General features: G+C 38.2%; 24 protein-coding genes. 11 read left to right on the top strand and 13 right to left on the bottom strand.

Annotation, left to right across the window (positions count from 1 at the left end):
* Positions 1-3: 3 nt before the first annotated feature.
* The 4 genes from GQR87_RS14490 to GQR87_RS14475 form a co-directional block, all read right to left on the bottom strand.
* On the bottom strand, positions 4-651 hold the full coding sequence (locus GQR87_RS14490; RefSeq protein WP_158970513.1) for a YjfK family protein: 648 nt from the start codon (positions 649-651) through the stop codon (positions 4-6).
* 20 nt (positions 652-671) lie between these two features.
* A complete protein-coding gene (locus GQR87_RS14485) occupies positions 672-1,676 on the bottom strand; it encodes a potassium channel family protein (protein ID WP_158973030.1) in 1,005 nt (334 codons plus the stop codon).
* Positions 1,677-1,761: 85 nt separating this feature from the next.
* Positions 1,762-2,442: a PspA/IM30 family protein gene (locus tag GQR87_RS14480; RefSeq protein WP_158970511.1), complete on the bottom strand. Its 681-nt coding sequence runs from the start codon at positions 2,440-2,442 to the stop codon at positions 1,762-1,764.
* A 29-nt stretch (positions 2,443-2,471) separates the two neighbouring features.
* On the bottom strand, positions 2,472-2,861 hold the full coding sequence (locus tag GQR87_RS14475; protein WP_158970509.1) for a YjfI family protein: 390 nt from the start codon (positions 2,859-2,861) through the stop codon (positions 2,472-2,474).
* 190 nt (positions 2,862-3,051) lie between these two features.
* Between GQR87_RS14475 and GQR87_RS14470 the strand changes: the two genes are divergently transcribed.
* The 6 genes from GQR87_RS14470 (at position 3,052) to GQR87_RS14445 (ending at position 8,071) form a co-directional block, all read left to right on the top strand.
* The gene (locus GQR87_RS14470) at positions 3,052-3,357 is read left to right on the top strand and encodes a DUF6471 domain-containing protein (protein WP_158970507.1); all 306 of its coding nucleotides are present in this window, start codon (positions 3,052-3,054) and stop codon (positions 3,355-3,357) included.
* A 225-nt stretch (positions 3,358-3,582) separates the two neighbouring features.
* A complete protein-coding gene (queA, locus tag GQR87_RS14465; RefSeq protein WP_158970505.1) occupies positions 3,583-4,635 on the top strand; it encodes a tRNA preQ1(34) S-adenosylmethionine ribosyltransferase-isomerase QueA in 1,053 nt (350 codons plus the stop codon).
* Between the two features lie 3 nt (positions 4,636-4,638).
* A complete protein-coding gene (locus tag GQR87_RS22555; protein ID WP_158970503.1) occupies positions 4,639-4,845 on the top strand; it encodes a DUF1289 domain-containing protein in 207 nt (68 codons plus the stop codon).
* Between the two features lie 64 nt (positions 4,846-4,909).
* Positions 4,910-5,836: a tRNA-dihydrouridine synthase gene (locus tag GQR87_RS14455; protein WP_158970501.1), complete on the top strand. Its 927-nt coding sequence runs from the start codon at positions 4,910-4,912 to the stop codon at positions 5,834-5,836.
* Between the two features lie 39 nt (positions 5,837-5,875).
* Positions 5,876-6,322: a hypothetical protein gene (locus tag GQR87_RS14450; protein ID WP_158970499.1), complete on the top strand. Its 447-nt coding sequence runs from the start codon at positions 5,876-5,878 to the stop codon at positions 6,320-6,322.
* A gap of 117 nt (positions 6,323-6,439) precedes the next feature.
* Positions 6,440-8,071 carry a DUF5060 domain-containing protein gene (locus GQR87_RS14445; RefSeq protein WP_158970497.1) on the top strand — a complete coding sequence of 544 codons (1,632 nt, stop codon included), beginning with the start codon at positions 6,440-6,442 and terminating at the stop codon, positions 8,069-8,071.
* 87 nt (positions 8,072-8,158) lie between these two features.
* On the opposite strand, the gene GQR87_RS14440 is transcribed toward GQR87_RS14445, so the two are convergent.
* Both GQR87_RS14440 and GQR87_RS14435 read right to left on the bottom strand, forming a co-directional pair.
* On the bottom strand, positions 8,159-9,049 hold the full coding sequence (locus GQR87_RS14440) for a sulfotransferase family protein (RefSeq protein WP_233267276.1): 891 nt from the start codon (positions 9,047-9,049) through the stop codon (positions 8,159-8,161).
* A 319-nt stretch (positions 9,050-9,368) separates the two neighbouring features.
* A complete protein-coding gene (locus GQR87_RS14435) occupies positions 9,369-10,127 on the bottom strand; it encodes an NAD(P)-dependent oxidoreductase (protein WP_158970495.1) in 759 nt (252 codons plus the stop codon).
* Between the two features lie 95 nt (positions 10,128-10,222).
* Here GQR87_RS14435 and GQR87_RS14430 point away from each other — a divergent pair, with 95 nt between their 5' ends.
* Together GQR87_RS14430 and GQR87_RS14425 are read left to right on the top strand one after the other, a co-directional pair.
* Positions 10,223-11,122, top strand: coding sequence for a LysR family transcriptional regulator (locus GQR87_RS14430; protein WP_158970493.1), 900 nt, complete (start codon positions 10,223-10,225; stop codon positions 11,120-11,122).
* Positions 11,123-12,107: 985 nt separating this feature from the next.
* On the top strand, positions 12,108-13,256 hold the full coding sequence (locus GQR87_RS14425) for an HDOD domain-containing protein (RefSeq protein WP_158970491.1): 1,149 nt from the start codon (positions 12,108-12,110) through the stop codon (positions 13,254-13,256).
* Between the two features lie 62 nt (positions 13,257-13,318).
* Here GQR87_RS14425 and GQR87_RS14420 read toward each other — a convergent pair whose 3' ends face one another.
* Together GQR87_RS14420 and GQR87_RS14415 are read right to left on the bottom strand one after the other, a co-directional pair.
* The gene (locus tag GQR87_RS14420; RefSeq protein WP_158970489.1) at positions 13,319-16,507 is read right to left on the bottom strand and encodes a response regulator; all 3,189 of its coding nucleotides are present in this window, start codon (positions 16,505-16,507) and stop codon (positions 13,319-13,321) included.
* A gap of 513 nt (positions 16,508-17,020) precedes the next feature.
* A complete protein-coding gene (locus GQR87_RS14415; protein WP_158970487.1) occupies positions 17,021-17,863 on the bottom strand; it encodes a sugar phosphate isomerase/epimerase in 843 nt (280 codons plus the stop codon).
* A 128-nt stretch (positions 17,864-17,991) separates the two neighbouring features.
* Here GQR87_RS14415 and GQR87_RS14410 point away from each other — a divergent pair, with 128 nt between their 5' ends.
* Together GQR87_RS14410 and GQR87_RS14405 are read left to right on the top strand one after the other, a co-directional pair.
* Positions 17,992-19,500 (top strand): sulfatase, encoded by a 1,509-nt coding sequence (locus tag GQR87_RS14410; RefSeq protein ID WP_158970485.1) that lies wholly within the window; start codon positions 17,992-17,994, stop codon positions 19,498-19,500.
* Positions 19,501-19,636: 136 nt separating this feature from the next.
* Complete coding sequence (locus GQR87_RS14405) at positions 19,637-21,028, top strand: S9 family peptidase (protein ID WP_158970483.1); 1,392 nt, start codon at positions 19,637-19,639, stop codon at positions 21,026-21,028.
* 296 nt (positions 21,029-21,324) lie between these two features.
* On the opposite strand, the gene GQR87_RS14400 is transcribed toward GQR87_RS14405, so the two are convergent.
* From GQR87_RS14400 to GQR87_RS14390, 3 genes are all read right to left on the bottom strand, one after another.
* Positions 21,325-22,017, bottom strand: coding sequence for a polysaccharide deacetylase family protein (locus tag GQR87_RS14400; protein WP_158970481.1), 693 nt, complete (start codon positions 22,015-22,017; stop codon positions 21,325-21,327).
* Between the two features lie 125 nt (positions 22,018-22,142).
* Complete coding sequence (locus GQR87_RS14395; protein WP_158970479.1) at positions 22,143-22,433, bottom strand: hypothetical protein; 291 nt, start codon at positions 22,431-22,433, stop codon at positions 22,143-22,145.
* Between the two features lie 86 nt (positions 22,434-22,519).
* On the bottom strand, positions 22,520-23,791 hold the full coding sequence (locus GQR87_RS14390) for a family 43 glycosylhydrolase (protein ID WP_158970477.1): 1,272 nt from the start codon (positions 23,789-23,791) through the stop codon (positions 22,520-22,522).
* Positions 23,792-24,100: 309 nt separating this feature from the next.
* Here GQR87_RS14390 and GQR87_RS14385 point away from each other — a divergent pair, with 309 nt between their 5' ends.
* A complete protein-coding gene (locus tag GQR87_RS14385) occupies positions 24,101-25,804 on the top strand; it encodes a sulfatase-like hydrolase/transferase (RefSeq protein ID WP_233267275.1) in 1,704 nt (567 codons plus the stop codon).
* Between the two features lie 78 nt (positions 25,805-25,882).
* Here GQR87_RS14385 and GQR87_RS14380 read toward each other — a convergent pair whose 3' ends face one another.
* On the bottom strand, positions 25,883-26,062 hold the full coding sequence (locus GQR87_RS14380) for a hypothetical protein (protein ID WP_158970475.1): 180 nt from the start codon (positions 26,060-26,062) through the stop codon (positions 25,883-25,885).
* Between the two features lie 61 nt (positions 26,063-26,123).
* Positions 26,124-26,696 carry an arylesterase gene (locus GQR87_RS14375; RefSeq protein ID WP_370459638.1) on the bottom strand — a complete coding sequence of 191 codons (573 nt, stop codon included), beginning with the start codon at positions 26,694-26,696 and terminating at the stop codon, positions 26,124-26,126.
* Positions 26,697-26,733 lie beyond the last annotated feature (37 nt).

Here is a 26,733-nt window from a genome sequence, read left to right as displayed (position 1 = left end):
TGGTTAACCATTGATAGTGATATCAGCTTGGGCAATATTAAAGCCCGTACTAATCACTAAGCAACGATCAAAGTTATTATTTACTAATTTTTCTTCGGCACTGACTAACAACGTTTCTGTTTCATCATCGCTTAAATGTCTTTCATATAACATCAAAAATTGATCGGTTTCGCTGACATCACCGTCTTCTTCATAAGTTTTTTCAGTCATAGCTACAGGTGGAGACTCTTCACCTACTGCATCCCATACTCTTTGGTAGTGATTATTTTCAAGGGTGTAACTAGGAGTTGAAATACCGCGGGCTATAGTTTGTTTCCACTGTGCATCTGAACCAATGGTTTTGGTTTCGTAAAAATACCAAAGTTTGACATCTGTGATGTGATTTTCAGTATCACCGCCATCCAAAATTACTTGTAAAAAGGCATCGTCATCAGTGTAAAAACGTAAAATTTTACCGCCTGTGTCAAGGTTTACTTCACCTACAGCTTGAATAATATGCTGACTTGCGGCTTTTTCGATTACTAATTCTGGTTCGATTAAGCGCAGTTTTAAAGGATCAAGTTCAAAAGAGCCGCCTAAATATAAGCCCATAATCTCAGGAGCTTTAGGTTTGTCATCTTGCTTCTTTTTACCAAATAATTTACTAAACATGTTATTCCTCTTGTCGCGAATTAGGCCTCTGCAAATTCTTGCCAGTGTATATTGGTGATACGTTTTTCGGCTATATAAAATAATTTATCACCTGGATACAGCAGCATATCTAAATCGGGATTGACCACTAAATTTAACTTGTCATTGGCTTTTGCTGCAGCAATTAAGGTGGCGCTGTAGTGACGTTTTAATTGCTCAAATAATTTTTCTACTTTGATAGCGGGTAGGTGTTCAGGAATTTTGATGGAATATTGTGCTTGGCCAAGATTAACGTCTAATAAATCATAATGTAATGAACTCGAACCAGGATCGAAAGCGGATTTAGCTAACATTTCAACTGCTACGCTAGGTGTACATTCAACATTTGGACAATGTTTTTGTAATAAGCCAACTAAACTTTCATCGTTAAAATAGGCAACCATTTGTGCTGTAGGATTTCGCTGACTGCAATACAAGGCTGTAGTCATGGTTAAATCATCTTCTGGATTATCCATAATAACCACGCTGGCTTTTTCGATACAAGCTCTATCCATGTCTTCATCGTTGCTGAATTTAGTGACCTTTATAAACTCGATATCACCGGGCAGGGGATTAGTAATATCGGCTCTGACACATAATACTATGGTGGGTTTTTCAGCCAGTGACGCCCGTTCGCGAATAAGTAAGTTTAATAAACGTATGGTTCGGTTTCCGTTCCAACCTAAAACCAGAATATGACCATCAAGATGTAGACTTTTCAAACCTCTTGCTCCTTTTTGCCATTGATTAGAAACCCATGCTGCGACTCTGCCTAATACCAAGGCAAATATACTTAAACCGAGTGGGATGACATAAAATGAAACGAGATATTTTCCTGCGTCAGTGACGGGAGATAAATCGCCATAACCCACTGTAGAACTGGTCACAGCAAGCCAATAAATAAAATTTGTAGGTTGGGTTAATGCTGTTTCACCAGCAATTGATAATAACAGCCAACTGCTAAACCCATAAAAAAGAAGCGTTAGTACAATACTGTACCAACGCATCTCGGTGAATACTCGGGCGACTAATGCTCTTAATTTTTGAAAATGAAAAATCACTAATCCCCTTGTATTACTGTATCGCTAAAGACTATTTACCTAAAATACGACTGAGTTCATCATCGGCTGAAGTAGTTCCGCCAGCAATGCCTGCTTCAGCTAAACGCTTGGACAAGTCATCACTTGATTCTTCAGTAGCTAACTCTTCGGCCGCTTGTAATTCTGCATTACGTAAGTTTTGTTTTTCTTGAATACGTGACAAAGACTCAGTCGCGGTTTTCATCTTACTATTGGCACCTAAGTGACGTGATGATACGGCAACCTGAGCTTTTTGCACTGATTCAGTGGCCTTTACCATATCAACCTGCTGTTCTAATCGTTTAAGATTCGTTTTTGCTTGGTTAATATTACCCGCCAGTTGTTTTTCTGACGTTTTAAATTGATCAAGATATTGTTGCTCTGTATCTTGTTCTGCACGCAGGTCACTGACTTTTTGTGCACAATCTAACGCAAGTTGACGGTCAGTATCAATCGCTTTTCTAGCATGAGCTTCGTATTGCTCTATAGATGCTTGTAAGCTAGAGACTTTTTGCTGAGCTAGTTTACATTTAGCTAAAATCTGAGTTCTGGCATGATCTGACTTGCGTAGTTCATCTTTGGCTTCGCGAATTTCTTGTTCAAGAATACGAATGGCCTGGCTATCTACTACAGATTGCGCCGCTTCTGTTGCTCCGCCTTTTACAGCAGTGACTAATTTTCTCCAAACTGACATATTCTTTCTCCTAACTTATACAGTAAGTGCTATTTCAAATGATCTTGGTAAGCATCTAAAAATGCTTCGACATTTTGAAACAGTGTTGTTAATTCTATGACCACACTCTCAGCTTTTGACTGTGAGCTTAAAGAGCCGAATGCGGTGTAATACTCGTCACCAGCAATTTGTGATATTCCGACTGTTGTTAATGGAAATATCATGTGGGTTTTTAATATTTCTTCATTTAATGCTGCATTATCTTTGACTTCAGATTTAGCAAACAATAGTGATTCAACTAATATTTGTTCACCACTGATGGCGAGCCAAGCGTCGATACCATCGGTATTGGCAATCAATAAACAGTTTTCTTCTCGCGTAATCACTAAATCTTTGTGATCTGCGAATAGGGTCTCAAGTTGGTTAAGATCCCAAGTCATGGCTACTCTCCTGTAAGGCTAATGACTAATGTGTAATGTCATTTAAGTGATACACGTAATTGTATTACGTGACACAGTTTAGTCAGTTAAAAGTTAATATGTCAATTTATTTTTTGCAACATTTGCAATTAATATGTTTTAAATGTAAATTATAAGTCACGTTTGTTTGGTTTTAAGGCGCCCGTAAAATATGTCTACAACAGATAATAAAGCAGTTAATCATGCAAGTGCTAGTACTTCTGCTGATTGGCGACAATTAGTGCAACGTATCTTAAAAGCTGAAATGTCTAAGCGCGGTACTAAATACCAAGATCTTAGTGACAGATTAGCCCAAATAGGTATTCATCAAAGTGCAGATAATCTCAGAAATAAAGTCAATAAGGGTATAATGGGGGCAGATTTGTTGTTACAAATCATGTACGTGTTAAATATGCGACGAATTGAACGTGATGATATAGTGGATATTTTCGCTGATTTAGGTCATCCGTTAGAATAAATTTACTTTTATGGTCTTTTTTAAGCGTAAAAAAAACCCGGTCACATTATGATATGTTCCGGGCGAAATACAGTTTGGGAGAAAACGTCAATAATCTAACTGTGAGTTAATGATAGGGCAGTAAATTTATTGCCGCAATACGACTTTGGTATGTAGTGCGCATTGCAGGTATTAAAAAACATACGTAAAATAGTGGCGAAAAATATAGGTATGAATGAGAGCAGTATGAAATTATCCGATTTTCAATTTGATTTACCCGAGTCGCTTATTGCGCGATATCCCACAGAACAGCGTACTGCTAGCCGTTTAATGCACCTTGATGGAAACTCAGGAAATATTACTCACAGCCAGTTTAGCCAAATGGTGGAATTACTCAATAGCGGTGATTTACTTATCTTTAATAATACGCGAGTGATACCTGCTCGTTTGTTAGGCCAAAAAGAGTCGGGTGGTAAAATTGAAGTATTGGTAGAACGTGTGTTAGATGAGCATCGAGTGTTAGCGCATGTTAGAGCCAGTAAATCGCCTAAAGTGGGGACTAAACTGATCCTTGAAGGTAAAGTTGAAGTTGAAATGTTAGCTAGGCACGACGCCTTGTTTGAGCTGAAATTTTTGGCGGAATCACCTGTATTGGCTATTTTAGAAGAATTTGGGCATATGCCTTTACCGCCTTATATTGATCGCCCAGATGAAGATTCAGATAAAGAGCGTTATCAAACTGTTTATAACCAAGTACCTGGTGCGGTTGCCGCACCTACTGCCGGTTTACATTTTGATGAAAACATCTTAAAAAAATTAGCAGACAAAGGGGTGAACTCAGAGTTTGTGACTTTACATGTGGGAGCGGGGACGTTTCAGCCTGTACGTGTGGATAATATTCTCGATCACCAAATGCATTCTGAGTATGCTGAAGTATCACAACAGGTTGTTGATGCCATATTGGCCACCAAAGCGGCGGGCAAAAGAGTCATAGCTGTGGGTACAACATCGGTACGTTCTATTGAGTCTGCGGCGCAACATGCAGTGAAAAACAATACACAACTCAACCCCTTCTTTGCTGATACAGATATATTTATTTATCCAGGTTATGAATTTCAAATTGTCGATGCTATGTTTACTAATTTTCATTTGTCCGAATCGACATTATTAATGTTAGTCAGTGCTTTTGCCGGCAAAGAAAATATCTTTAATGCATATCAGCAAGCAATAGATAAAAAGTACCGTTTTTTCAGTTATGGTGATTCTATGTTTTTGACTAAGAAACAAAATGAGTCATAAATCATGATACAAACACCTCAGCTAATTTCACCTTGTGTGAGCAATTGTTGCCTAGATGACAAAGACATGTGTCTGGGCTGTTTTCGGATGTTAGACGAAATATTAAATTGGTCTCAATCGGATGATCCACAAAGGCAACAGGTGCTCCATAATTGCGAAAAACGCTGTGAAGAATATAAAAAGCAGCATAAACATTATTTTCCTTCCTAGATAGGTTCTGTGCCTTAATTTTGTTACCATTCCGCCTTTAATTTTGAACGGTTATTTTTCTTCGATGCAAATTACTCTAGCACCCATGGAAGGGGTAGTAGACCACTTAATGCGAGACATGTTAACCCAAGTGGGAGGATTTGACCTATGTGTCACTGAATTTGTCCGTGTTGTTGATCAACTGATGCCTAAAAAAGTGTTTTACCGTTTAGCACCAGAGCTAAAAAACAATGGTTTTACCGCAAGTGGTGTACCTGTCAAAGTGCAATTATTAGGTCAACATGCCCAGTGGTTAGCAGAAAATGCCGTTAGAGCGATTGAATTAGGCTCCCATGGGGTCGATTTAAACTTTGGTTGTCCGGCAAAAACGGTGAATAAAAATAAGGGTGGAGCTATATTATTGCGCGAACCCGAAACCATTCATCAAATAGTTAAAGCTGTACGTTTAGCGGTGCCTAAAACGCAACCCGTTTCGGCGAAAATGCGTTTGGGATTTGACGACACTTCTTTAGCCATTGAAAACGCACAGGCCATTGCTGATGCTGGAGCTGACTCGTTAGTGATCCATGCTCGCACTAAAGTGGATGGTTATAAACCTCCCGCATACTGGGACTGGATTGCTAGAGTTAAACAACAAGTCGATATTCCAATAGTGGCCAATGGTGAAATTTGGAACGCAGCCGATGCCTTAAATTGCCAACAACAATCAGCTTGTGAAAACATCATGTTAGGTAGGGGAGCATTAGCTTTGCCTAATCTTGCCAGGGTGATTAGAGGTGAGCAAGAACATATGCCTTGGCAACAAGTTAAAGAATTATTAGTTAAATATTCAGGTTACGAGTTGTATGGCGACAAAGGTAAATATTACCCTAACCGAGTGAAACAATGGTTTGGTTATTTAAGCCGTGAATACCCAGAAGCCAAAGAATTATTTACTCGTATTTGTCGTTTAAAAGACTCAGCTAGCATTCTAGAGCATATTCAAAGTTAGACTTTTTAAAGCATAAGCAAACCTGAGGAAGTTATCAGCATGAAATATACATCAAGTGTTTATATTGGCACTGAGGACAGTGTTGATTTTTCAATTTTAGAAGCAACTTTGTTACCTAAAGGTTTTAAAGTAGAGTACAAAAGTGTCAATTCTATGGTGCTGACTCGATCTGTTATGCAGAGCATTAAAAAAGCCTCCATTCGCGGTGTTACACGTATCTCTGTGAAGTTAGAAGCAGGCTTGTTAAAGCTGGATACCAATCTTACAGGTGTTTTAAGTCTGTCACTTTTTGTCTGTTTATTTCCCCCTTTACTGCTGCTTTTTATATTGAGTCCCAGTATGTCTTATGTGACGATTGTCTGGTCTTGGTTGCTTATTGGACCTGCTATGTCTTTTTGGCTTAGGCATAGAACGGTAAAAGCATTAAATACTTTTTTAGAAAATACTGCTTACCCGACGCAAGAAGCGACAAATAATACGCATTAGCCTGTTTATATATAAAATTTCTATTTATCGTATAAAATTACTTCTTGCTTAAGCTGACAAAACTCTACATTATCTTCATATTGTTAACAAAATGAAAATAATGGGAGAATAATCATTATGAAACTGATCCGTCACTTCATTAAAATACAACTGTTTGTTGTGCTTTGTATGACTCAATCGGCCTTTGCACAATCTAATCAGGTGGCTAAGTGGGAAGTATTAGATATCCCCATTACATTAGCTAAAGATATCGACCAACCTTTTCAACAAACAGCTAATGCTATTTTTACCCACACTAGTGGCAGCACACAAACAGTACCTATTTTTTATAATGGTGACAAACAGTGGTTAATTCGTTTTTCGGCGGCTAAAACAGGAAACTGGAGCTATCAAACTGAAAGTGACATTGCAGCATTAAATGGTTTACAAGGCTCTGTTTCGGTTACCAAAGGGCTAGATGATAACCATGGATCGATTGGTTTAAATAAAGATTACCCGCAGCATTTTTTCTATGAAGATGGCACGCCTTATTATGCCTTAGCCTTTGAGTTAGATTGGTTATTTGCCCTAGATTATCAAAACAAAGATGCAGTACCTAAGACAGATCATATGTTGTCTCTCTTAAAAGATAACGGTTTTAATCAAGTGGTCATGACGGTTTATTCGTACGATGTACGGGCTGAATCTGAACCTTTGTATTGGCGAAAAGACGCTAAATTAGCACAACATCCAGAGCATGAATTTGGTGCCCCCAAAGATATATTTCCGTTTTTAGGTAACAACCAAAATCCCGATTTTTCATCCCTTAATGTTGAGTTTTTTCAAAAGTTAGACCGTACTATTCAGTCCTTACATGACAAACGAATTGCGGCTCATTTAATGATTTATGTATGGAATAAGTTAGTTAATTGGCCTGCACCAAATTCTGCTGCAGACAATATGTATTTAGATTATGTGATAAAACGGTATCAGGCTTATCCGAATATTATTTGGGATATCGCTAAAGAAGGTTTGTTTTATGACAGAGATGAAGATTACATAAAAGGTCGTTTTAAACGAGTTAATGCTCTGAACTATGCCGATCGTATGTTAACCATTCATGACTATGGTTTTTGTAATCGTAACCCTGAACTAGTTGATTTTATTTCGATTCAGGATTGGAAATGGAATATCTACAGCAATACCGCAAAAGCGGTACAAAAATTTAGTCATAAACCTGTCTTTAATATAGAACATGGTGGCTACGACGAATCACCATATCGTGTGTTTACCGGTGATTACACTGATCCTGAAGTGAATCTAAGAAGAAATTGGCATATTATTTTTGCAGGGGCTTATAGTACTTATTATTGGCAAGCCGCAGCCTGGAATGTGATTGTTTATAATCCTTTTGAACAGCCTGCTTCATTTATTAAGCCTAAGTTTAATTATTATCAAAATATCGCCAAGTTTTTTGCCAAATATCCATTTCATCAATATGAATCTATGCCTGAAAAATACGGCAGTGCTTTTGGTTTAGCCAGCAAAGACGGTAACAGTCATTTAATTTATGTGCATAAAGATATTTTTCAAACGGGTAAAGGACGCAGTTTATTTAAACCTAAAGACGGCCATAAATATCAAACTCAATGGTTTAATACTTTGACCGGTGAGTTCACTGCTTTAAAAACGGTGAATGCAGAAGAACAGTTTATTTCACCTTGGCGAGGCGAAGCTGATGCTGTGTTGGTGGGGACTAAAATTAAATAACCTATACCGAATAGGTGGAAAATAAAATGCTGGTTTATCCTAGGATATACCAGCATATTTATTTTTGGCTTACTCTTACCCTATAGGCTACTTAGAAAAAGACTTGATGGGATTCGCTAGCTTTAAAACTCGTTTTTTTGCATCATCATCTAACAAGCTGTCTTTTACATAACTCTTTAGCAGTGTATTGATTTCTTTGATATGAGGCATTAACCGCTCTTTATCTTTTGCCTTTAAATTGTAGTAATTGATGCTTTTTAGCATTTTGATAGACGCATTGTTTAAGCTGTTATTTTGTCTTGGGGTAGGGTTGTCGTGTGGGGTGGCTAGGCCCAATCTTTTACTGACTTGTTGCACTACATCCCCTTGATATTCAAAGGCGTAAACGCTATTTTCGCCAAATATTGTCTGGCATTCATTGACAAAACCTTGGTAATTTAAATGTTGAGAAAACCAATTAATCTCCAGCATTTCTGCAAAACTCAGGTCTTTGCCATAACAAGGATTACTTGCCACTTGTGGGTTACGAATACATTGTTTGTAATAACTTTCGATAAATTCCAAAGGCTGGCGAAACCAGGCCCAAATTTGTATATCAAATATTTCTGCTAGTTCAGACAAAATGACTTTTGATTGCTCCGGAAAATCCCACCAATAATTATAAATACCTTCAGACGATAAAATAATAGTGTGTGTATCTGTTTTAACTTGGCTGATGATGTTTTTAAAATTAGCTAAAAAATTATCTATATGTGTGGTGAGTAAATTTTTTTCAAACCATTGATGGAGTGGGGTATTTGGATTAGGAAGAGTCTCAAGATTGTGTGGGTAAAGAATTCCTAAACCTCTCAGTTTACGCTGCTTTTTAGCTAGGTAAGTTTGTAAGCTAGTGGTGCCAGTTTTAGGGGTGCCGACATGAATGATTAACTTGAGTTTTTGACCATGAATTTGCTCTAAGGGAAGCAGTAGCTCTGCCAATTCATCAGTAAAATTGTATTCTGGTTTGTTTACTTTGATATGTGTAAATCTCTAAAAATAAGGAGCAATCAAAAGTTTATTTTATTCCAAATTACGCTTGAATACTAATCTATAAATAGGGAAATACCTCTAATTGGTTTAAGTCTTGTTTTATTAAATGACTTATAAAAGCGGCGAAAGATGTGATTGTATTTATAATACCAGCTCCAATAAATGTTCACCCAGCGAGAATTTAATGGAATTGGTATAGAAAGGCGTTGAGGCAACAAAATGAGTAGAGCTAAAAAGATGATAATGCGCTACGTTATATTTGTTTTATTCATTTTCTATTTCTTGTGATTGAGGGGGTATTATAAAGTACAGGCATTTGGCTTTTCCATTTATCCCAAAGCTCATTGTTGCTGCCCAACTGCGACATAAAATGCGCTACGTTGATCCGACTAGTTTTACCCGCATCAAAAATTGCACTACGGATAGGACTTGGGTAGATATCGTACTCTGTCACCGTTGGGCTATCGGTTAAACTATCAGGGCGAATAACTACCCATTCAATTTGATTATTCTGCCTGCGTATATGGTTTTGCAAATATTCCGCGGCCTTTTCATTATCATTATGAGGCGGTAATAATACTCTGATAAAACTCATTATTATTGATTGTAAAGTAGATACTTTTTCACCTGCTAATGAGTTTTGATTACCCGTTGTATTCATTAGAATAAATTTAACTGGTGCGTTTTGCGGAGAGCAGTAGCTTATAGCTAAACAAAGTCGTTGTACCGCATTCGTCACTAAAAGACGAGGGTGACCAAACATACCTTTTAACGTTAAATTGTGACCTAGGCATGAAACCACTACATGACAATCTTTTACTTGGGCGACTAATTCATCATTAGTTAAGCTTAATAAGTCAGCCTCAGTAATCACTAACTTACTATTTTCTATTATTTCAACCGGTAATCTTTCACGTAAAACAGAAGCAGATCGTATAATTATTTTTACGGTTTCATTTTTTTCGAGTAATTGTTGAACCAATAAACTGCCTGTTGCGCCACTCGCGCCTACGATAAGAGTTGTCATTGTTATACCTTTAAATGTATTTATGTGTGGCTATTTTATCTATACAATATCAGGATAGATACTTAGGTAATTGTATTATAGGTATACATAACTGTATGAAGTGGCGTGCATTAAATTTTGACTGGAATCACATTCGTGCATTTTTGATTACCGCCGAAGAAGGAACTCTCTCAGCGGCAGCTAAAGCTTTAAATTCAACTCAACCTACATTAAGCAGGCAAGTAGCGGCACTTGAAGCTGAGTTGAAAGTCACCTTATTTGAGCGTGTTGGGCAACGTCTAGTCTTAACCCAATCTGGATTAGAATTGTTAGAGCATGCTCGAGAAATAGGTGATGCCGCTTTAGCCTTTTCGTTAACGGCTTCAGGACAATCAAAACAAATAGAAGGTACAGTTGTTGTGTCTGCTGGCGAATTAACGGCAACATACATTTTGCCAAAAATCATTGCAAAGTTAAGACGCTCCGAACCTGGTATCACCATTGAAGTAGTGGTTACCAATGATCCTAGCGATTTAAAACGCCGCGAAGCTGATATTGCTATTCGTAGTTTTCACCCTAAACAAAGTGATTTAATTGCAAAAAAAGTAGGAGAGGAAGTTATTTGGCTTTACGCTGCAGCTGAATATTTAGAAACACTGCCTGCATTTACTGATTTTTCTGAGCTTACAAATATTCAAATTATTGGCTTTGATCGAAGTAGCGTAATAACAGATATATTAAATAAACAAGGCTGGAACTTATCAAAGAAAAACTTTTCAATTATTACCCCATTCCAATTATTGCAGCTTGAACTGTGTAAAGAAGGAGAAGGGCTAATATTTCTCCCTGAACAAATGGGGGATAGAGAACCAAAATTGATACGTGCATTTGAAAATATGGGGTCGATAATGACTTTACCGGTTTGGCTAGTTTGCCATCAAGAATTGCGAACAAGCTTAAGAGTAAGGCGGGTTTTTGATTTCTTTTCCTTGGAATTACAAGATATTTATTTTTGATTTGTCAGTACTTTAGTCGTTTATTGTATTGGCTCGTTTTAATTATTTTTCTATATTATGGTCCTGTACTTTTAGCTTAACCAGTACCTCAAAATGTACCGTGTAACCTATCCTAATTCATTTAATGATAACTCTTACAACGCCAGTTTTAAGATGATCTAAATCCCTTGTTATATTTGATATTGTTTTAAAAACATACCCACAGCTGAAGATATGATTTTTTGTTGTTGGACTAAGTCTGGGAATGCTTGGTCTTGAAACATTTGTTGTTCTGTTAGGATTGGAGAGAGACATAGTTGATTGGGGAGTTGAGTCAAATAATATTTTAGAATTAGATTGGCAGCAGTCGGTTTAATGTTGGCGAACTAACACTAACCTCAACGTCTGCTCAATACTTTTCTGGCATAGGGCTAAGTGATGGTAATTAAACCCTGTGGAGTTCTTGGGTAATTAAATATCAAGAATACTCATTTGTTTTATAGTGGAGACAGCGGTTACTTTGATGGTTTTACCAAAATAGGCGAAAAGTACGGGCCGTTCGATTTAACTCTAATTGAAACCGGTGCTTTGACAAAGATTGGCTAGATGTGCATATGACACCAGAGCAAAGCTTACAAGCGCATATTGAAGTGAAAGGTAAATAATGTTGCCTGTTTCAATGGTGCTTTTGATTTAGCTTTTCATCCTTGGCACGAACCTTTTGAGCGAATCATTCGTTTGGCTGAACAAGCTAATGTGGATATTATTATGCCTATTGTTGGTGAACCTATTGATATTAAAACCAGTCATTGCAGAAGGGCTTGGTGGCGAGATTTGAATTAACAGACAAATAGCAAAGATTTGACAGATAATTTAACTAAATCAAAGGGATATTTATTTTATGGCATGGTAATCTTTAGCCATGAAAATGACACTCAGTATAATATGATTATATTTGTATTAAACTGAGATATTGAATCTTGATTCTGTTGGATTGATTTGAAGCATGTTTGAAAAATTAATATCACGCCTTTTTAGACGTAAGGGATTAACGAATACCCAAAATAGCGACAGTGGTGTTGATTCCCTTGAATCTAGGCCTATAAATACGCAAAAAGAAATAATAGGTGCTTCGAGTAATACTAACCTAGCAAGTAAGGTTGAAAACGGTGTGAGTCAAGCCTCGGACCAATCAATCGTAGATAATATAAAAATTCCTAAAAGTACTGTTACTATTACTGTTAATTCCTTAAATCGATTAGATTTTTTGTTTTACGATTATTTGCTCGGACCATCACAGACTAGCACCACTTTAAATCCAATTGAACAATATATTTTAACTCGGGTGAATCATGCTCTTAAATCTCCCGAACATGTGTTAACTCATTTCCCCGTGTTGCCACAATCAGTGATGGCTTTAACCAATTTATTGAATGATCCTGACTTTGATCTGCAGGCGTTTATTAAGGTGGTAGAAAAAGAGCCAAGTATTGTCACCGAATTAATGAAAAAAGCTAATAGCCCAGCTTATAAACGAGGTGATAAAGAGATCACTAACTTGCAACAAGCTTTTATGTTTATAGGTGCGAACGATATCAAAGAATTTGTGCTTAATCGATTCATCAAGAATATTTGTCAACAAAAGCCAATTTATTTTAAAACCTTCGGTGAAAAAATTTGGTCTCATAGCCAAGATGTCGCTAGTATTGCTAAAACATTAGCCAGACAGCGCAAACAAAATGCGGATGCTGCATATACCATAGGTTTAATGCATGATTTGGGTAAAGTGGTAATTTTTCAGTTTATGGTTGAAGCTTTCAAAACTATCGACCCAAATTTTAAACAAGATTCTCTAGTCTTTAAGAAATTTCTGAGTGAAAAATCCATGCGTTTAAGTGTCGAGTTAATGAAAATATGGGATATGCCCTCGATGATCATTAATGTAGTACAAGAGCAACTTGATATGCATTCCACTATGGATAAACTCGATCCTCTTGCTGCAACCTTGTTTGAAGCCAATCTTATTAGTGAAATTAGTTTGTCTTATCAAGATGGTCACATTGAGCCTAGCGAACTCACTGAGTTGTTGGCAGAGACTAAACTTCGAGATGACGCAAAACAATTTTTACTGCAAAGTTTAGACCTACAGCAATAATTTCAGCCTAGCAATTATAAACTTGCTAAGCACTCCTAATTACCAGCAAAATTAGGGGGGACTCAAGCCTGATTTTTCGGTAACCATTGCTCCAATACTTGTTGAAGCCTTATTGTTTCAACTGGTTTGGAGATAAAGTCATTCATACCTGCTGCGAGACATTTATCTCTATCGCCTTGCATAGTATTGGCGGTCATGGCTACGATTGGGATATCACAATCGCAAACTTTTGATTTTGGGTTTCGAATGTTACGGCTAGCTTCAAATCCATCCATCACTGGCATTTGACAATCCATAAATACTAGGTCATAAGGCAAGGTTTTTAATGCAATTAAGGCCTCTTCACCATTTGCAGCTACATCAGCTCGGATCCCAAATTGTTCTAATAAAGATTGCGCAACTATTTGGTTAATAACGTTATCTTCAACAACTAATACTCTAGCTTTAAATTGTGGCTTTTTCCTTGTGTTATATGATGTGAGTAGTGGGGCGTCATCATTTGTTAGCCCAGCAACTTGCATAAGTGAATTGTGTAGAATAGATTGATCGACAGGTTTTTTTAGATATGCGCTAAATCCAGCTTCTTTGAGTTTTTTTCCATCTCCTTTTTGTCCCTGAGATGTCAACATCATCAGCAGAGTGGCAGATAATTCTGGCGTGCTTTTAATCATTGCACCTAATTGAGCACCATCCATATGTGGCATTTGCATATCAATGATTGCGATATCGAAAGGTTGTTTTTGCTCAACCGCAGCAGACAATGTTTTTAAAGCGGCTTTGGCACTGTCGACTACAGTATGCTCGACTTGCCAGTTTGTCAGCAAATGATCAAGTAAGGTACGGTTGGTAAGATTATCATCTACGACTAATACTTTTTGGCCGCCAAGCTCTACCTCTGGCAACTCGGTTGCAACGGACGCATTTTCAAGGTCTAGTGTAAACCAGAATGTAGAGCCTTTACCTTCTATACTTTTTATACCGATCTCTCCGCCCATTAGTTCGACTAATTGTTTACTAATAGCGAGACCTAATCCAGTGCCACCATATTGGCGAGTTGTTGTCCCATCGGCTTGACTAAAGCGTTCAAAAAGTCTTGCTTGTTGCTCAGCTTTCAAACCTATACCAGTATCGGTCACTTCAATCAGCATCTTCGTATTGGTTTCAGTTTTTTGCTGAACGCTATAATAAACGGCTATCTCTCCCTTTGAAGTAAACTTAATAGCGTTACCTACCAAATTGTTGAGAACCTGCCTAATACGTCCGGGATCAGACTTGTACCATTGATCTTGTACTGGGTTTGCGGGGCAGACAAATTCTAGTCCTTTGTCGTGAGCACGAATAGCTATATTACTGCCAAATTCAGCCAGTAATAACCCCATGTCGAATTCTATAGCCTCCATTTCTAACATACCGGCTTCCACCTTGGAAAAATCAAGAATATCATTGATGATCGCAAGTAGTGATTTGGCGCTGCTTTGTACTATTTTCGCAAAGTCGAATTGTTGCGAATTTAACTTAGTATCGAGTAATAGATTGGTCATGCCTATTACTCCATTCATTGGGGTACGTATCTCGTGGCTCATATTCGCCAGAAATTCACTTTTTGCTAAGCTCGCCTGTTCAGCTGTCTGTTTAGCTTGATTTAAAGCCATTTCTGCTTCGTGACGCTCAGTTGTATCGCGTGTGATACCAACAAAGTGTTTAGCATTGTCGATAACAAGCTCACTCACGCCTAGATCCATAGGAAAAGTTGAGCCATCTTTACGTTGCCCAATAACAACTCTTGCGATCCCAATAAGTTTCTTTTCACCAGTTCTAAGGTGGTTATCTAAATATTCATCATGTTCACTGTGATAGGGTTCAGGCATTAATATTTTGACATTTTGACCTACCACTTCTTTTTCGGTATAGCCAAACATTTTTCTAGCCGCGGGATTGATAGATTCAATAAGCCCTCTTTGATTAATGGTAATTATGCCGTCTACAATGTTATCTATAACAGCAGATAATCGTTTGGTCTGCGCACTCACTTCATTATTCAGTAGGGTAGTGGCTTGTTGTTGATTTTCTACAAAGGTATTAATACCTTTATATAAAGTTAGAATTTCGTCATTAACAGTTGCAGTATCTAAGCGTACAGTTAAATCGCCTGCCTTAAAGCGTTCGCAAGCTTTCGCCATAGTCACCACTGGGGTTAATATTTTTCGTGAAACATACCAGATAAAAAAAACGATTGATAAAATACCTATGATCAAACTGAATATTAATATGTTTTGTAAAGATGTAGTGATCTTTGAAAATACTAGGTGTTCTGGAATATGGAAAGTTAGCACCCAATAACGTGATCTATCATGGGGTGAAAAAAATATTTTATCAAACCCTTCCAATTCTTTATCACTTTCGTCATAACGTATGAACGAATCCTGACTGAGGATTGCTTCAGCCATATAAGGCTCTTCGCTACTGAGTTTGTAGTCAATGCCTAGATCTTTGCCGAATGTTTTTGATGTGTCGGAATTTTTTATAAAAATACCTTGCTCGTCAACTATTGCTCGTCTGGAGCCATTGGTTTCAGAAATAATGTTTTGAAAAAGTTGTTCGGTAGATAAGTTTAAAACCATAACAGCAGCCACTTTACCATTAGCGCTAAAAACAGGAGTCGCCATCCTTAATACTGGCAAATAGGGGAGTTGAATGACACCATGTTCTCGGTTTAAGCTGACATCGGCATAGTAGGTTTCAGCTGATGCTAATTTTATTGCTTCTTTAAAATAAATAGAGTCAGCTTTGTTTTGAAGTTTATTGTCTGCGAGGACTTCTACCACATCATTCAAAACGTGCTGAACATTAACTAGCTCATTGCCATTTATATCAATGAATCTAATTTGTTGATATTTTGCATGATTGTTGACAAAACCGGTTAAAATAATAGCTAAACGTTGACGCCAGTCATCTAAAGTATCTCCACTCATTGGGTCAAGTCCGTTATTGGCTTTAGCCCTTATAATAGCTTGTACCGGAGGCACATCACGTAACGCTAGTAGGTTATGTCGATGGGTTTCTAATACTAATTCAATCGTATCTTTAAGAACTAAGTTTTTACTTTGTTCTAATTCAAGCAAACTAGTTTCGGCAAGTTGCTTTGATTGCCAGTTACTGGCATAACTGATTACAAGGAGTGCAGAAACTAATAGACTACCTAATATCAGTGTTGTTTTAGCCCTGAGTCCGAACGTAAAATTTTTTGCCATGATTAATGTCCTATTAGGACTAAAGCAGCACGTTAGTATGAGCTATAGAATTATATGGATAATTAGTATAAATGAATAGTGAATGACAGGCAAAATTGTAATTTGTTGACGATGGGCATTAAGACCTTCTGAAGCACTATTAGTTACCGGCGGTATTGGGTCGTAAACCAATATTTATACCAATCCACATTGATAAGTGTGCACTCAGCGAGAGTTTAAATGAGCTTAATCAAAGCGCTTGAATGAATCTTTTTATTAAAGAAAAGCCAGTGCTCTTTTGAGTTCGATCAACCCAGAGTAAGCTCATTTAAAACTCGCCTGTAAGGAATGCCCCAGCGGCTGGGGCCCTGCGTTTTCGGTATTTAAAAGCGAGCAACCATTCCTACACAAAAATGTCTGGAACACTTTTGCTCGCTTTAGCGAAAGGCAGGATGCCTGAAGTACACCGACGCCTTGTTCTAAAGCCGCGGAATGCATTCTGAGAGATCAACTATCAATGTGGATTGGTATTTATCAATTATTAAATAAGCCGCGTATCAACTTAAGGCCACCAACAGCAGCATCTAATTCGTTGTCAATTAATGGGCGGGTGATATGTAATGCACTGGCTAGTCCTTCTACTTTATTTGTGAAAGCTTCGATTGTTACCCAGCCATCGTATCCAATACTTTTCAACGCATGCACGTTAGTCTGCCAATCTACTAATCCTTGGCCTAACATTCCTCGGTGGCTTTCGGAGAAATGCACATGCTTGATACTACTAGCACCCGTTTGAATTGCTGTTGTAAGGTTTGACTCTTCTAGATGAGCATGGTGAGTGTCGTAATGAATACCCACAAAAGGGGAGTTAACCCTATCGGCAATAAATTTGGCTTGAGCGGTGGTATTCATCAAGTAACATTCAAATCGATTTAAAAATTCTAGGCAAAGTGTGACATTGGCTGCTTCTGCGTAACTGGCTGCTTTAGTCAGGTTTTCTATACACCAGTCTTGTTCTTGAATACTTGCTGCCATACCGCTAAAAACTCCTGGGGAGGAATGAATAGGTCCGCCTAATATTTGACTGCCTAAGGCTTGATTACAGTTAATCGCCCACTTTAAATGATCTAGGCCTGCTTGCCTGATTTTAGCATCAGTAGAAATGAGGTTTTTGTCTGGGCAGCAATTTGAGGTTGTAGTACAGGCTAAACCTTCATCAGCTAATACTTGTTGTATTTTTTGGTAATGAGCGGTGTTACCAATAGTTAAAGGTATTTCAACACCATCAAAACCGGCTTTTTTGAGTAATGGAAATAAGTGAAAATGTTGTTCTGCAACATGTGTTGTCCATAACAAAAAGTTAATTCCGAATTTCATTTATCCTCCAAGCGAGTTAGTGAGCTGATGCACAATGTAAAGGAATGTAAAAATTATTGATAGTTACTTTTAATGATTTATATTTAATTTACTTTTTTTATATAAGAAATTTATCTTGGGGGTAAAATATGATTAATTTAGCAACTAAACTGTTTTCAGTTTTGTGCCTGACAACATTTATTAGCACTGCCAGTTTTGCAGCAACCGATACTCGTCCGAATATTTTGGTGATTATGGCAGACGATCTAGGTTATGCCGATTTAGGTTTTACCGGGGCTAAAGATATTTTTACTCCAAACCTAGATGCATTGGCTAACAATGGCGTAAAAATGACCAATGGTTATGTGACACACCCTGTATGTGGGCCTTCTCGTGCTGGGTTGATTACTGGCCGGTATCAAGCTCGTTTTGGTATGGAAATTAACGTCACCAATTCTTTTTATGATGAATTTAGTGGTTTGCCTTTAACCGAGCAAACTTTTGCCACTCGCCTGCAGAAGGCAGGTTATAACACGGGAATTATTGGCAAATGGCATTTAGGTGGTAATCAAAAGTATCATCCTCACAATCGTGGATTTGATTATTTCTTTGGTTTCTTAGCCGGTGGACATACTTATTTTCCTAAAAACGTCACCACAACTACGCCTCTTTGGTCAGAAAAAAATCCAAGCCAAACGCATTACTCTGCCAACGAAGGTAGTATTTGGCCATTACAACGCAACGACAATACTGCTGAGTTTACCGAGTACTTAACCACTCAGTTAAGCCGCGATGCTGCTAAATTTGTTTCACAAGCAGACAAGCCGTTTATGCTTTATTTGGCATATAACGCACCGCACTTACCTTTAGAAGCGCCAGCCGAAACTATCAAAAAATATAGCCATATCAAAAACAAAACCCGTCAAATATATGCAGCTATGGTAGATGAAATGGATAGAGGTATAGGCATGGTTGTAGATTCGTTAAAAGCTTCGGGTAAGTTTGATAATACACTTATATTCTTTTTATCAGACAACGGAGCGGCTGCGCCTCTAGCGGGTATGGATTACAAAAAGAAGAGTAAAGGCAAGCTATTTAGTGATAGTGGTAAATTTCGCGATGGTAAAGGCAGCATGCGTGAAGGGGGCTCACACGTGCCGTTTATTGTGCACTGGCCCGCAGGTATTAAAAAATCAGGAGAATTTGACGGTTTAGTGTCGTCTCTAGATATCGCTGCGACTGCTGTTGCTTTAGGTAAGGGAGATACCTCTGGTCATAAACTTGAAGGTAAAAACCTGATCCCTTATGTCAATGGAGAAAAGCAAGGATCACCACATGATGCGCTATTTTGGCGCCGAGAGGCGACACAATGGGCAGTACGCACATTAGATGCTAAATATTTGATGAATGCCAAAGATCAAGGTATTGAACTGTACGATATGGAAAATGATCCATACGAGAAAAACAATATTCTGCAAAACAACCCTGCTAAGCGTAAAGAGTTAGCTAAGCTTTGGAATAATTGGAATGACAATAATACTAACAACGTTTTGTTGGATGCAGGGCAATACCAAAAAGTGCGGTTGAATTTCTATAAAGATTTACATCAAGAATTAGTAGAAAAAGCTAAAAAAGTGGAAAAAGTGGTGATCGACTAAAAGAGATTTACGACTTACTTACAGGTACAAAAAAAGCAGAAGTCGATTACCCACTTCTGCTTTTCTGTAAGTCGCTTAGATTGTTAAATATCGAGGCCTGTTAAAAATATGCTTCTCGGCATAAATAAGGAATAGCATGAAAATAGCAAACATAATTTTTATCATCACTATGGGTTTATTGCTTGGATTTTTAACTAAGTCAAGTGCAGCCGCCGAGTCAACGGTTAAATTTAAAGAGATTAAAGGCGAACTGCCTATACGAAAAACCGAGTATATGATCCGCGTGCCAGAAAACTGGAATGGCGTATTAATTAACGATTTTGATTATATAAAGGGGGCTGATTCAGTTAAAAGTATGTATTTACTCGATCATGGTTACGCTTTGTCGGGCACTAAACGTCGAAAAGGGCGTTTTCAAAACTACGACCCTGCTCATGAAATTCATGATTTTATTACCATTTTTGATATATTCGAAGAATCTTTTGGTAAAGCTAAAACCATTATTCAAATGGGGTGTTCGGGGGGCGGCACAGTCACTTTGGGTATGGCAGAAATTCATCCTGATAGAATCGACGGAGCCATTGCCATGTGCGCTTCAACTAGTCATTGGTTGGCCAATACCCACTTGGATGGCATGTTTGTCTTAAAAGCCTTAATTGCTCCTGATTTACCTATTGCAGATCTGGGTGCTTATAGCCGAGAAGAATTAGATGCTTTAGGTAAAAAATGGATTAAAGCAATTGATGACGCCCAACAAACGCCAGAAGGGCGAGCACGAATTGCATTAGCTATCACAATAGGCCAATGGCCTGCATGGGGTGGTAAGGGGCAGGCTCCAGTGGAAAAGCCTGATCCAACTGATATTGAAGCGCTACAAAATAGTATGTACCAAAGCATTGTCCGTTTAGTACCTATGAAAGGTACAGGCGGTACCACTATGTTAGAACTCGCCGCACCAGGGCAGTTAAAATCGAACGTTGGAGTAGATTACAAAGAGTCTTATAACAACGGAGCTAAACTTTATAAAAAAGCGGTCGAAGCTTTATATGAAAATGCCAATGGGAGCTTAGAAAGTGACTTAGCTAAAATAAATGCTTTTGAGCGAGTCGCTGCTGATCCCGAAGCGATAAAATGGTGGAGTGCTCCAGGACGTACCCATATTGGTAAGCCCAAAGTACCCATGTTGCGCATGAATACAGCGGGTGATGGTTTAGTCTACGCCAGTCTAATCCAAGGTTACGAAGACTTAGTGGTCAAAAATGGTTATTCTGATTTTTTCCGCACGGCTTATGTAAACAATTGGGGCCACTGTACTTTTAGTCTTGCTGAATTAGTGACCAGTATTGAGGTAGTACTAGAACGTATTGATTCGGGTAAATGGCCTGATACTTCTGCTGCCGCCCTTAACAAAAGAGGAAAATCCATCGCTCCTCAAAGTAAAGTTAACTTTTTCAAATATACAGGTGTACAAAAATACAATCGAGCTTGGGTACCAAGTGCTAAAGATTTTTTGGGTTCATTTCAATAAATCATCAATAAATCATATCTAAAAGGCGAGTCTAATGTTACTCGCTGCTGTTGTCTTCAGCGCCTTAGAATGTATAGCCCCCGATCCTTAAACGAAAATGTCGGCTACAGGTTGGAGGAGTGGTTGTTTAAATGGCGAAACATCATGGTTAAAAAATGATTAAGCTATGTCAGCTATTTTTTACGGCTAAAAATTAATTGCTAGGGGTTGTTGATCTTTGCTGTATATATTTCACTCAACAATACTAGGAAAAATCACTTTGTTATTTTAAGTGATTGTTCCTGAGACTATCAACCTTATTCTATCGCCAGCATTTGTGACACTGTCATAAAGGTATAGCCAGCTTGTTTATAGTACTTGATGATAGCTGGCAATACGTCTGCTGTTTTTTGCACTTCATGTAACAGAATAATTGAACCATCTGTCAATTTGGGTGATTGGGTCGCCGTGTTTAAAATATACTCTCGAGTGGTTTCAACGGCAAAATCTCTAGTACCAACAGTGGCATTGATTGGCACCAAATTGAGTGCGGTTAATATTTTCATCACACGTTTATCGTAGCGCAGCTTAGGCGCACGAAACACTTTTGTTTGATAATTAAATTTGTCTTGCATGATGGTTTGAAACCCTTGGATTTCTTCAAGTATTTGTGCATCTGATAAAGAGGGAAGCACAGGGTGGCTCATGGAATGATTTCCAATTTCATGGCCTTCTTTTATGGCCCGTTGAATCAGTTGCAGTTCATTGGTGTTATTACCAATTAAAAAGAAGGTTGCCGGTACTTGTTCTTGTTTAAGTATATCAAGTATTTGTTTATGGATGACTGGCGCTATGCCGTCGTCAAAGGTTAGAGCAATGGTTTTACCTGCTTGCGGCACTGACTTTATCGGCTTGAGAACTTGGCCTTGGGTTAGCGGGACAGACAGTAAACTAACAGTTAAACAGAGTAATAATAATCGACAGGTTTTATACATTGGCAACAGACTCATTTAAAATTGGTACCCTGTAGCGGCAAATAGTAAAGTTCTACTGTTATGCCTGTAATTTGTGCGCAGATCCAAGCCCTTAATGACCAAGTTGACTTGTGAGCTACGTATCATTTCATCATTTTTCTTTAGATGACTATATAAGAAAAGCTAATTTTGCAATCTAGATATTTCAACATGCGATTGACTATAGTGGGAGCGCTGGTAATACCTTGGTTTTCATTTGAGCTGACTGAGACAAGAATATCGCAGGTGTCGATATTAATTCTTTGTCGCACATAAAAATTATTAATATCTTCGAAGGTGTCTTGGTTAATAGGTACTTCACCTACATAACAGTTTTTGTTTTCATCTAAATAAAATGTAGACCCCGCTATTTCACGGGGTAAAGTATAAGCTTGAAATTTATCTAGCTGCAAAAACCTAAAACAAATATTAACGTCAGTATTGATAACTTTTTCTCTCTATAGCTTGAGGTAATTTGTTATCAGTATTTTACACTAATTTATTGCTTAATAGCGCGCTGTATAGCTCTTTGTTTTTGCTCCTTGTTTAGCCCTCTACTGAAGTAAAAGTTAGAGTTTAAACCCATCCAAGTTTGTTTTAATTCAGTCTCATTAACATCTAAGCTAAGGTCTGTATCAAATCGACTTAGCACTGAATATTGTTTACCTTTTCCACCTTCATAGAAGAAGTTAAGTCCCCAAGATATGCCGCGACCATAAGATGTATTGGTGAAGGCATCAGGGGTATAAGGCGCACCAGCGTGAGGAGGAAAGGAAATGACAGAGGCAATATTAAAATTCACTCCATCTTCAGCATATTGTACTGTGTTACGTTCATTACCATCAGTGGTGATGACAGTGGCAACCCCTTCTTTGTAAGGAAAATACATAGCTTCGTGGCCCGAGTTCGAAATAGGGTTCATTGGGTGCTTTTTGAATGGACCTAAAGGGTGTTCTGCAATGGCTAAGCCATGGGCAACCGCGTAATTTTTACGGTTATCAGGCCATTTGTTGTAGGTTGATTTAAAGTACAAGTAGATCTTGCCCTTATAGACTATGGGCATAGGATCGTGGATCAAGTTTTGATCCCAATCACCTTGTGGTCCTGGTCCTATAATGGTTTTGTGCACAGGCTGCCAAGGGCCATTGGGTGAATCGGCAACCGAGGCTGTGACCACACATAAGTCGCCATTTAAGCCACTAGGCTCATCGAATGCTTGATAATATAAATAGTATTTTCCTTCCCATACTAGAATGTCTGGGGTAGCCACCGAGCGTGATCCCGGATGAGGTTTAGCAGGTCGTGGCACTGCCACACCTTGTTCTTGCCAGGTAAATCCATCGCTACTAGTGGCATACCATAAATCGGCCAAATCCCAATCTGTAGAAGGGATTTCGTCTGTAGCTTGAGCTGCATTTCTAGATCCGATGGGGGGCGTTTTGGTATGGCGTTTGGTGTACCAAACGTAATATTTCCCGTCTACCAAAATAGGCCGAGTAGGATCGCGACGTGAAATAGTACCGTCACCGCCGTTGTAATCAAAACCTTCTGGTCTGGTAAACCTGAATTGACTGTAAAGTTCGTTGTCTTGTACCCGCGGGGCAGGGTAGTCAAACATTCTATCCATGGCTGCACTTAGAGGAAAATCAGGTTTTTTGTCAGGCATTGTGTGGGGGAATACTTGTCGTTTTTGATTATCCTGTTGTGCATTCACGTGGGCATTGAGCACAAAAAAACAGCTTAAAAGTAACAGAACCCTAGGGTAGGCCATAAATTTATCCTATTGTAGATGAGTGTTTATTGTAAATTGTTATCAGTATAGCCATAAAAACATCTTGATTCTATAATAGCAACGTATGTTTTTAAGTTTACGTTTCACTTTGGCAATACAAATCGTTCTCTCAGCCTTGAGGCTCACATTTCTTCAATCTTAAAGGATGTGACAAAAGATAGTTTTCGAAAAGATTTACCGTGACATGTGCATTTACAGATCCTTTACACAGGCTAGCTCTGGCTATTTGATTAATTGTGGTAATGTTTTTATATAAAATTGTTAATTTGTATATAAATTGGAGGGTGGATGAATTTCATCTCAAAACAAAAGTTAGTTGAAGTGATAAGAATATCTGGATTGTTGGCTTGTGCTTTTAGTGCCAGTGTTATGGCTGATAATAATGTAAAGCAGAAGCCAAATGTAATTGTTATTTATAGTGATGACATTAGTGCTAGGGAATTTCCAAGCTACGGTAGTGCACAATGGTCAGGTAAAAAAGGAAAAACAGGATCTGATCATCAATATCGTGCGGCAACGCCGGTATTAGACCAATTGGTAGAAGAGGGGGTTCAGATCGATAATGCATGGGCTGCGACTATTTGTTCTCCTAGCCGCGCCATGATGATGACTGGGCGTTTTGCTCATATTCATAAGTGGTGGCATAACGGCGATTATGGAAAAAGTTTTACAGGTGAGAATAATAACAAAGGTAAAACTGTCGAGTTGTATCAAAGCTCACCTAAGTTAATTGGTCATATTGCTAAAGAAGCGGGATACGCCACTATGTGGTCAGGTAAAACCCAGATGAAAGATGCTGATTTAACCAAATTCGGTTTTGACGAAGGCTTATTCTCAGCTGGAACCGAATTGGAACACCTTGGAAAGTTAGCTAAAAATCCTTACACAGATTTTAATGTCGTCGCCCGTGACATGACCCAACAAGAAAAAAAGGCAAAACAGCAAGCTTTGGCAAAGCTAAAGAAAAAACCTAAAAAACAAGTGGGAGTAGGTAAAGGCCAAATGGCTATCAACCAAGTTACAGGCAAAGAGGTGAATACATTTGTTCGAACCACTTGGTTATTTAAGCCTAGTATTGCCCTGATGAATCACCCTAGCAGTAAAACGACGTATGAGTGGTGGCCAAATACTGAGGAAGGTAAAAAAGATTACAGTATTAACACCTACGGTCCTGATATTGAGCTGAACTATATTTTTGATTTTATGGATCGCCAACATGCTCAACACAAACCGTTTTTTGTTTACCACACAACTCATCTGGGACACGGAATGTTTGATTTCTTGTTTCCTGAATCAGGTAACACTTGGCCAGGCACACCTAAAATTAAGTGGGACGGCGAAAAGTACACACGTGTTCAGCCAAATATTACAGGCAAAAATGGCGTGTACAACACCCATGGTACGGTAACGCCAGCGGGAATGAAATATCATGTAGAGTATTTGGATTATCAGATTTGGCAATATCTAGAAAAGTTAAAAGCGATGGGGATTGAGAACGACACCATTCTTATTTTTGCTTCTGATAATGGCACGAGCAAATATGGAAAAGGCAGTGATGACAGACAAAAGGGTACACATGTCCCCTTAATTATATATGCGCCAGGCGTGGAAATGACTAAAAAAGGCAAACAACCTGTATTGGCTTCTATGGCAGATATTTTACCTACACTGGCAGATATTATGGGGGGTAATTTACCTAGTGATTACGTTATAAATGGTGAAAGTCTATGGCCATTTTTGACCACCAATAAAAGTAAGCATAGGGATTGGATATACGCATATAAGAAGGATTTACAACTGATCCGCGGAGACAAAGTACTTAAAGACGGAACTGACACTTGGTGGGATGTGGAAAATACACCGGACGATTTGATTAGTTTTGATAAAATTACTGATTGGTCGAAAGTCTCTGAGGCTCACCGACTTGAGCGAGACCAGCTTAACAAGGTATTACCTGAGTTTGACTTGTACCATAGCCAACACGACTTTTAGTGAAATGCCAATCCACTAAAAACTAAAAAACCTGAACTCATTCGAGCTCAGGTTTTTATTATTACTTAACTGCAAAACTTATACGCTAATATTAATTTGTGAACCTACTCTTTCACCATCTTGTGGTGCATTTTCATTAGTAGAATTTGATGTTAACGTTTCTTGCTGCTTTTCGGCTTGCACCACTTGTGGTTGTGAGCCTGTTTGAGTCGGCACATTTTGGGCAATTGAGCCAGCGCCAGCTGAACCTACATCCATACCTTAACTCCTTATCAAATTTAATCTGTACACAGAGTCTAGTTGTTTATCATGCATTCTGCTAGGGTAATATCATTGTACCTAGTCTTTGTTGCATGTCTTTTGCTATGATTTCTTGGGCTTCAGCTGTGGGATGTATGCCATCTTTTTGCATAAGATTTTTATCTAACGCTATGTTTTCTAAGAAAAAAGGTAGTAGTATCACTTCTTCTTCTTCAGCCAAATTAGTATATGTATCAGAAAACATACGAGTGTATCGTTTGCCATAATTTGTCGGTATCTGCATTTGTTGTAACAAAACTGTGATGTCATTCTTTTTTGAAAATTGAATGATTTCAGTTAAGTTATTTTTCATCTTAGTAATTGGGTGCCCTTGCAGACCGTCGTTGCCTCCCAATTCTACAAAAATGTGACTGGGTTGATGTTGCTCAATTAGTCGAGGTAATCTAGCTAACGCACCATCAGTGGTCTCGCCACTAATAGCTGCGTTAATAATGGTAATAGGTTTATTCTGCCACGCATTTTGTAACAAACTTACCCAACCTTGTTCTTGCTTTAGACCATAAGCTGCACTTAGGCTATCACCTAGAATAAGTAATGTTTTTTGTTTGGCTTGTAAGTGATCTGAAATCATTAACAAGGGTATAAGAAGCAGTATTAAATAAATTTTA

This window comes from Paraglaciecola sp. L3A3 (genome assembly GCF_009796765.1).
Taxonomy (GTDB): domain Bacteria; phylum Pseudomonadota; class Gammaproteobacteria; order Enterobacterales; family Alteromonadaceae; genus Paraglaciecola.
This window is presented reverse-complemented; position numbering and strand designations above follow the sequence as displayed.

What these genes read in the sequence shown, in the direction of transcription:
- GQR87_RS14490 (WP_158970513.1), bottom strand. Translation starts at nt 651, where the DNA reads ATGTTTAGTAAATTATTTGGTAAAAAGAAGCAAGATGACAAACCTAAA.
- GQR87_RS14485 (WP_158973030.1), bottom strand. Translation starts at nt 1,676, where the DNA reads ATGCGTTGGTACAGTATTGTACTAACGCTTCTTTTTTATGGGTTTAGC.
- GQR87_RS14480 (WP_158970511.1), bottom strand. Translation starts at nt 2,442, where the DNA reads ATGTCAGTTTGGAGAAAATTAGTCACTGCTGTAAAAGGCGGAGCAACA.
- GQR87_RS14475 (WP_158970509.1), bottom strand. Translation starts at nt 2,861, where the DNA reads ATGACTTGGGATCTTAACCAACTTGAGACCCTATTCGCAGATCACAAA.
- GQR87_RS14470 (WP_158970507.1), top strand. Translation starts at nt 3,052, where the DNA reads ATGTCTACAACAGATAATAAAGCAGTTAATCATGCAAGTGCTAGTACT.
- queA (WP_158970505.1), top strand. Translation starts at nt 3,583, where the DNA reads ATGAAATTATCCGATTTTCAATTTGATTTACCCGAGTCGCTTATTGCG.
- GQR87_RS22555 (WP_158970503.1), top strand. Translation starts at nt 4,639, where the DNA reads ATGATACAAACACCTCAGCTAATTTCACCTTGTGTGAGCAATTGTTGC.
- GQR87_RS14455 (WP_158970501.1), top strand. Translation starts at nt 4,910, where the DNA reads ATGCAAATTACTCTAGCACCCATGGAAGGGGTAGTAGACCACTTAATG.
- GQR87_RS14450 (WP_158970499.1), top strand. Translation starts at nt 5,876, where the DNA reads ATGAAATATACATCAAGTGTTTATATTGGCACTGAGGACAGTGTTGAT.
- GQR87_RS14445 (WP_158970497.1), top strand. Translation starts at nt 6,440, where the DNA reads ATGAAACTGATCCGTCACTTCATTAAAATACAACTGTTTGTTGTGCTT.
- GQR87_RS14435 (WP_158970495.1), bottom strand. Translation starts at nt 10,127, where the DNA reads ATGACAACTCTTATCGTAGGCGCGAGTGGCGCAACAGGCAGTTTATTG.
- GQR87_RS14430 (WP_158970493.1), top strand. Translation starts at nt 10,223, where the DNA reads ATGAAGTGGCGTGCATTAAATTTTGACTGGAATCACATTCGTGCATTT.
- GQR87_RS14425 (WP_158970491.1), top strand. Translation starts at nt 12,108, where the DNA reads ATGTTTGAAAAATTAATATCACGCCTTTTTAGACGTAAGGGATTAACG.
- GQR87_RS14420 (WP_158970489.1), bottom strand. Translation starts at nt 16,507, where the DNA reads ATGGCAAAAAATTTTACGTTCGGACTCAGGGCTAAAACAACACTGATA.
- GQR87_RS14415 (WP_158970487.1), bottom strand. Translation starts at nt 17,863, where the DNA reads ATGAAATTCGGAATTAACTTTTTGTTATGGACAACACATGTTGCAGAA.
- GQR87_RS14410 (WP_158970485.1), top strand. Translation starts at nt 17,992, where the DNA reads ATGATTAATTTAGCAACTAAACTGTTTTCAGTTTTGTGCCTGACAACA.
- GQR87_RS14405 (WP_158970483.1), top strand. Translation starts at nt 19,637, where the DNA reads ATGAAAATAGCAAACATAATTTTTATCATCACTATGGGTTTATTGCTT.
- GQR87_RS14400 (WP_158970481.1), bottom strand. Translation starts at nt 22,017, where the DNA reads ATGAGTCTGTTGCCAATGTATAAAACCTGTCGATTATTATTACTCTGT.
- GQR87_RS14390 (WP_158970477.1), bottom strand. Translation starts at nt 23,791, where the DNA reads ATGGCCTACCCTAGGGTTCTGTTACTTTTAAGCTGTTTTTTTGTGCTC.
- GQR87_RS14385 (WP_233267275.1), top strand. Translation starts at nt 24,101, where the DNA reads ATGAATTTCATCTCAAAACAAAAGTTAGTTGAAGTGATAAGAATATCT.
- GQR87_RS14380 (WP_158970475.1), bottom strand. Translation starts at nt 26,062, where the DNA reads ATGGATGTAGGTTCAGCTGGCGCTGGCTCAATTGCCCAAAATGTGCCG.
- GQR87_RS14375 (WP_370459638.1), bottom strand. Translation starts at nt 26,696, where the DNA reads ATGATTTCAGATCACTTACAAGCCAAACAAAAAACATTACTTATTCTA.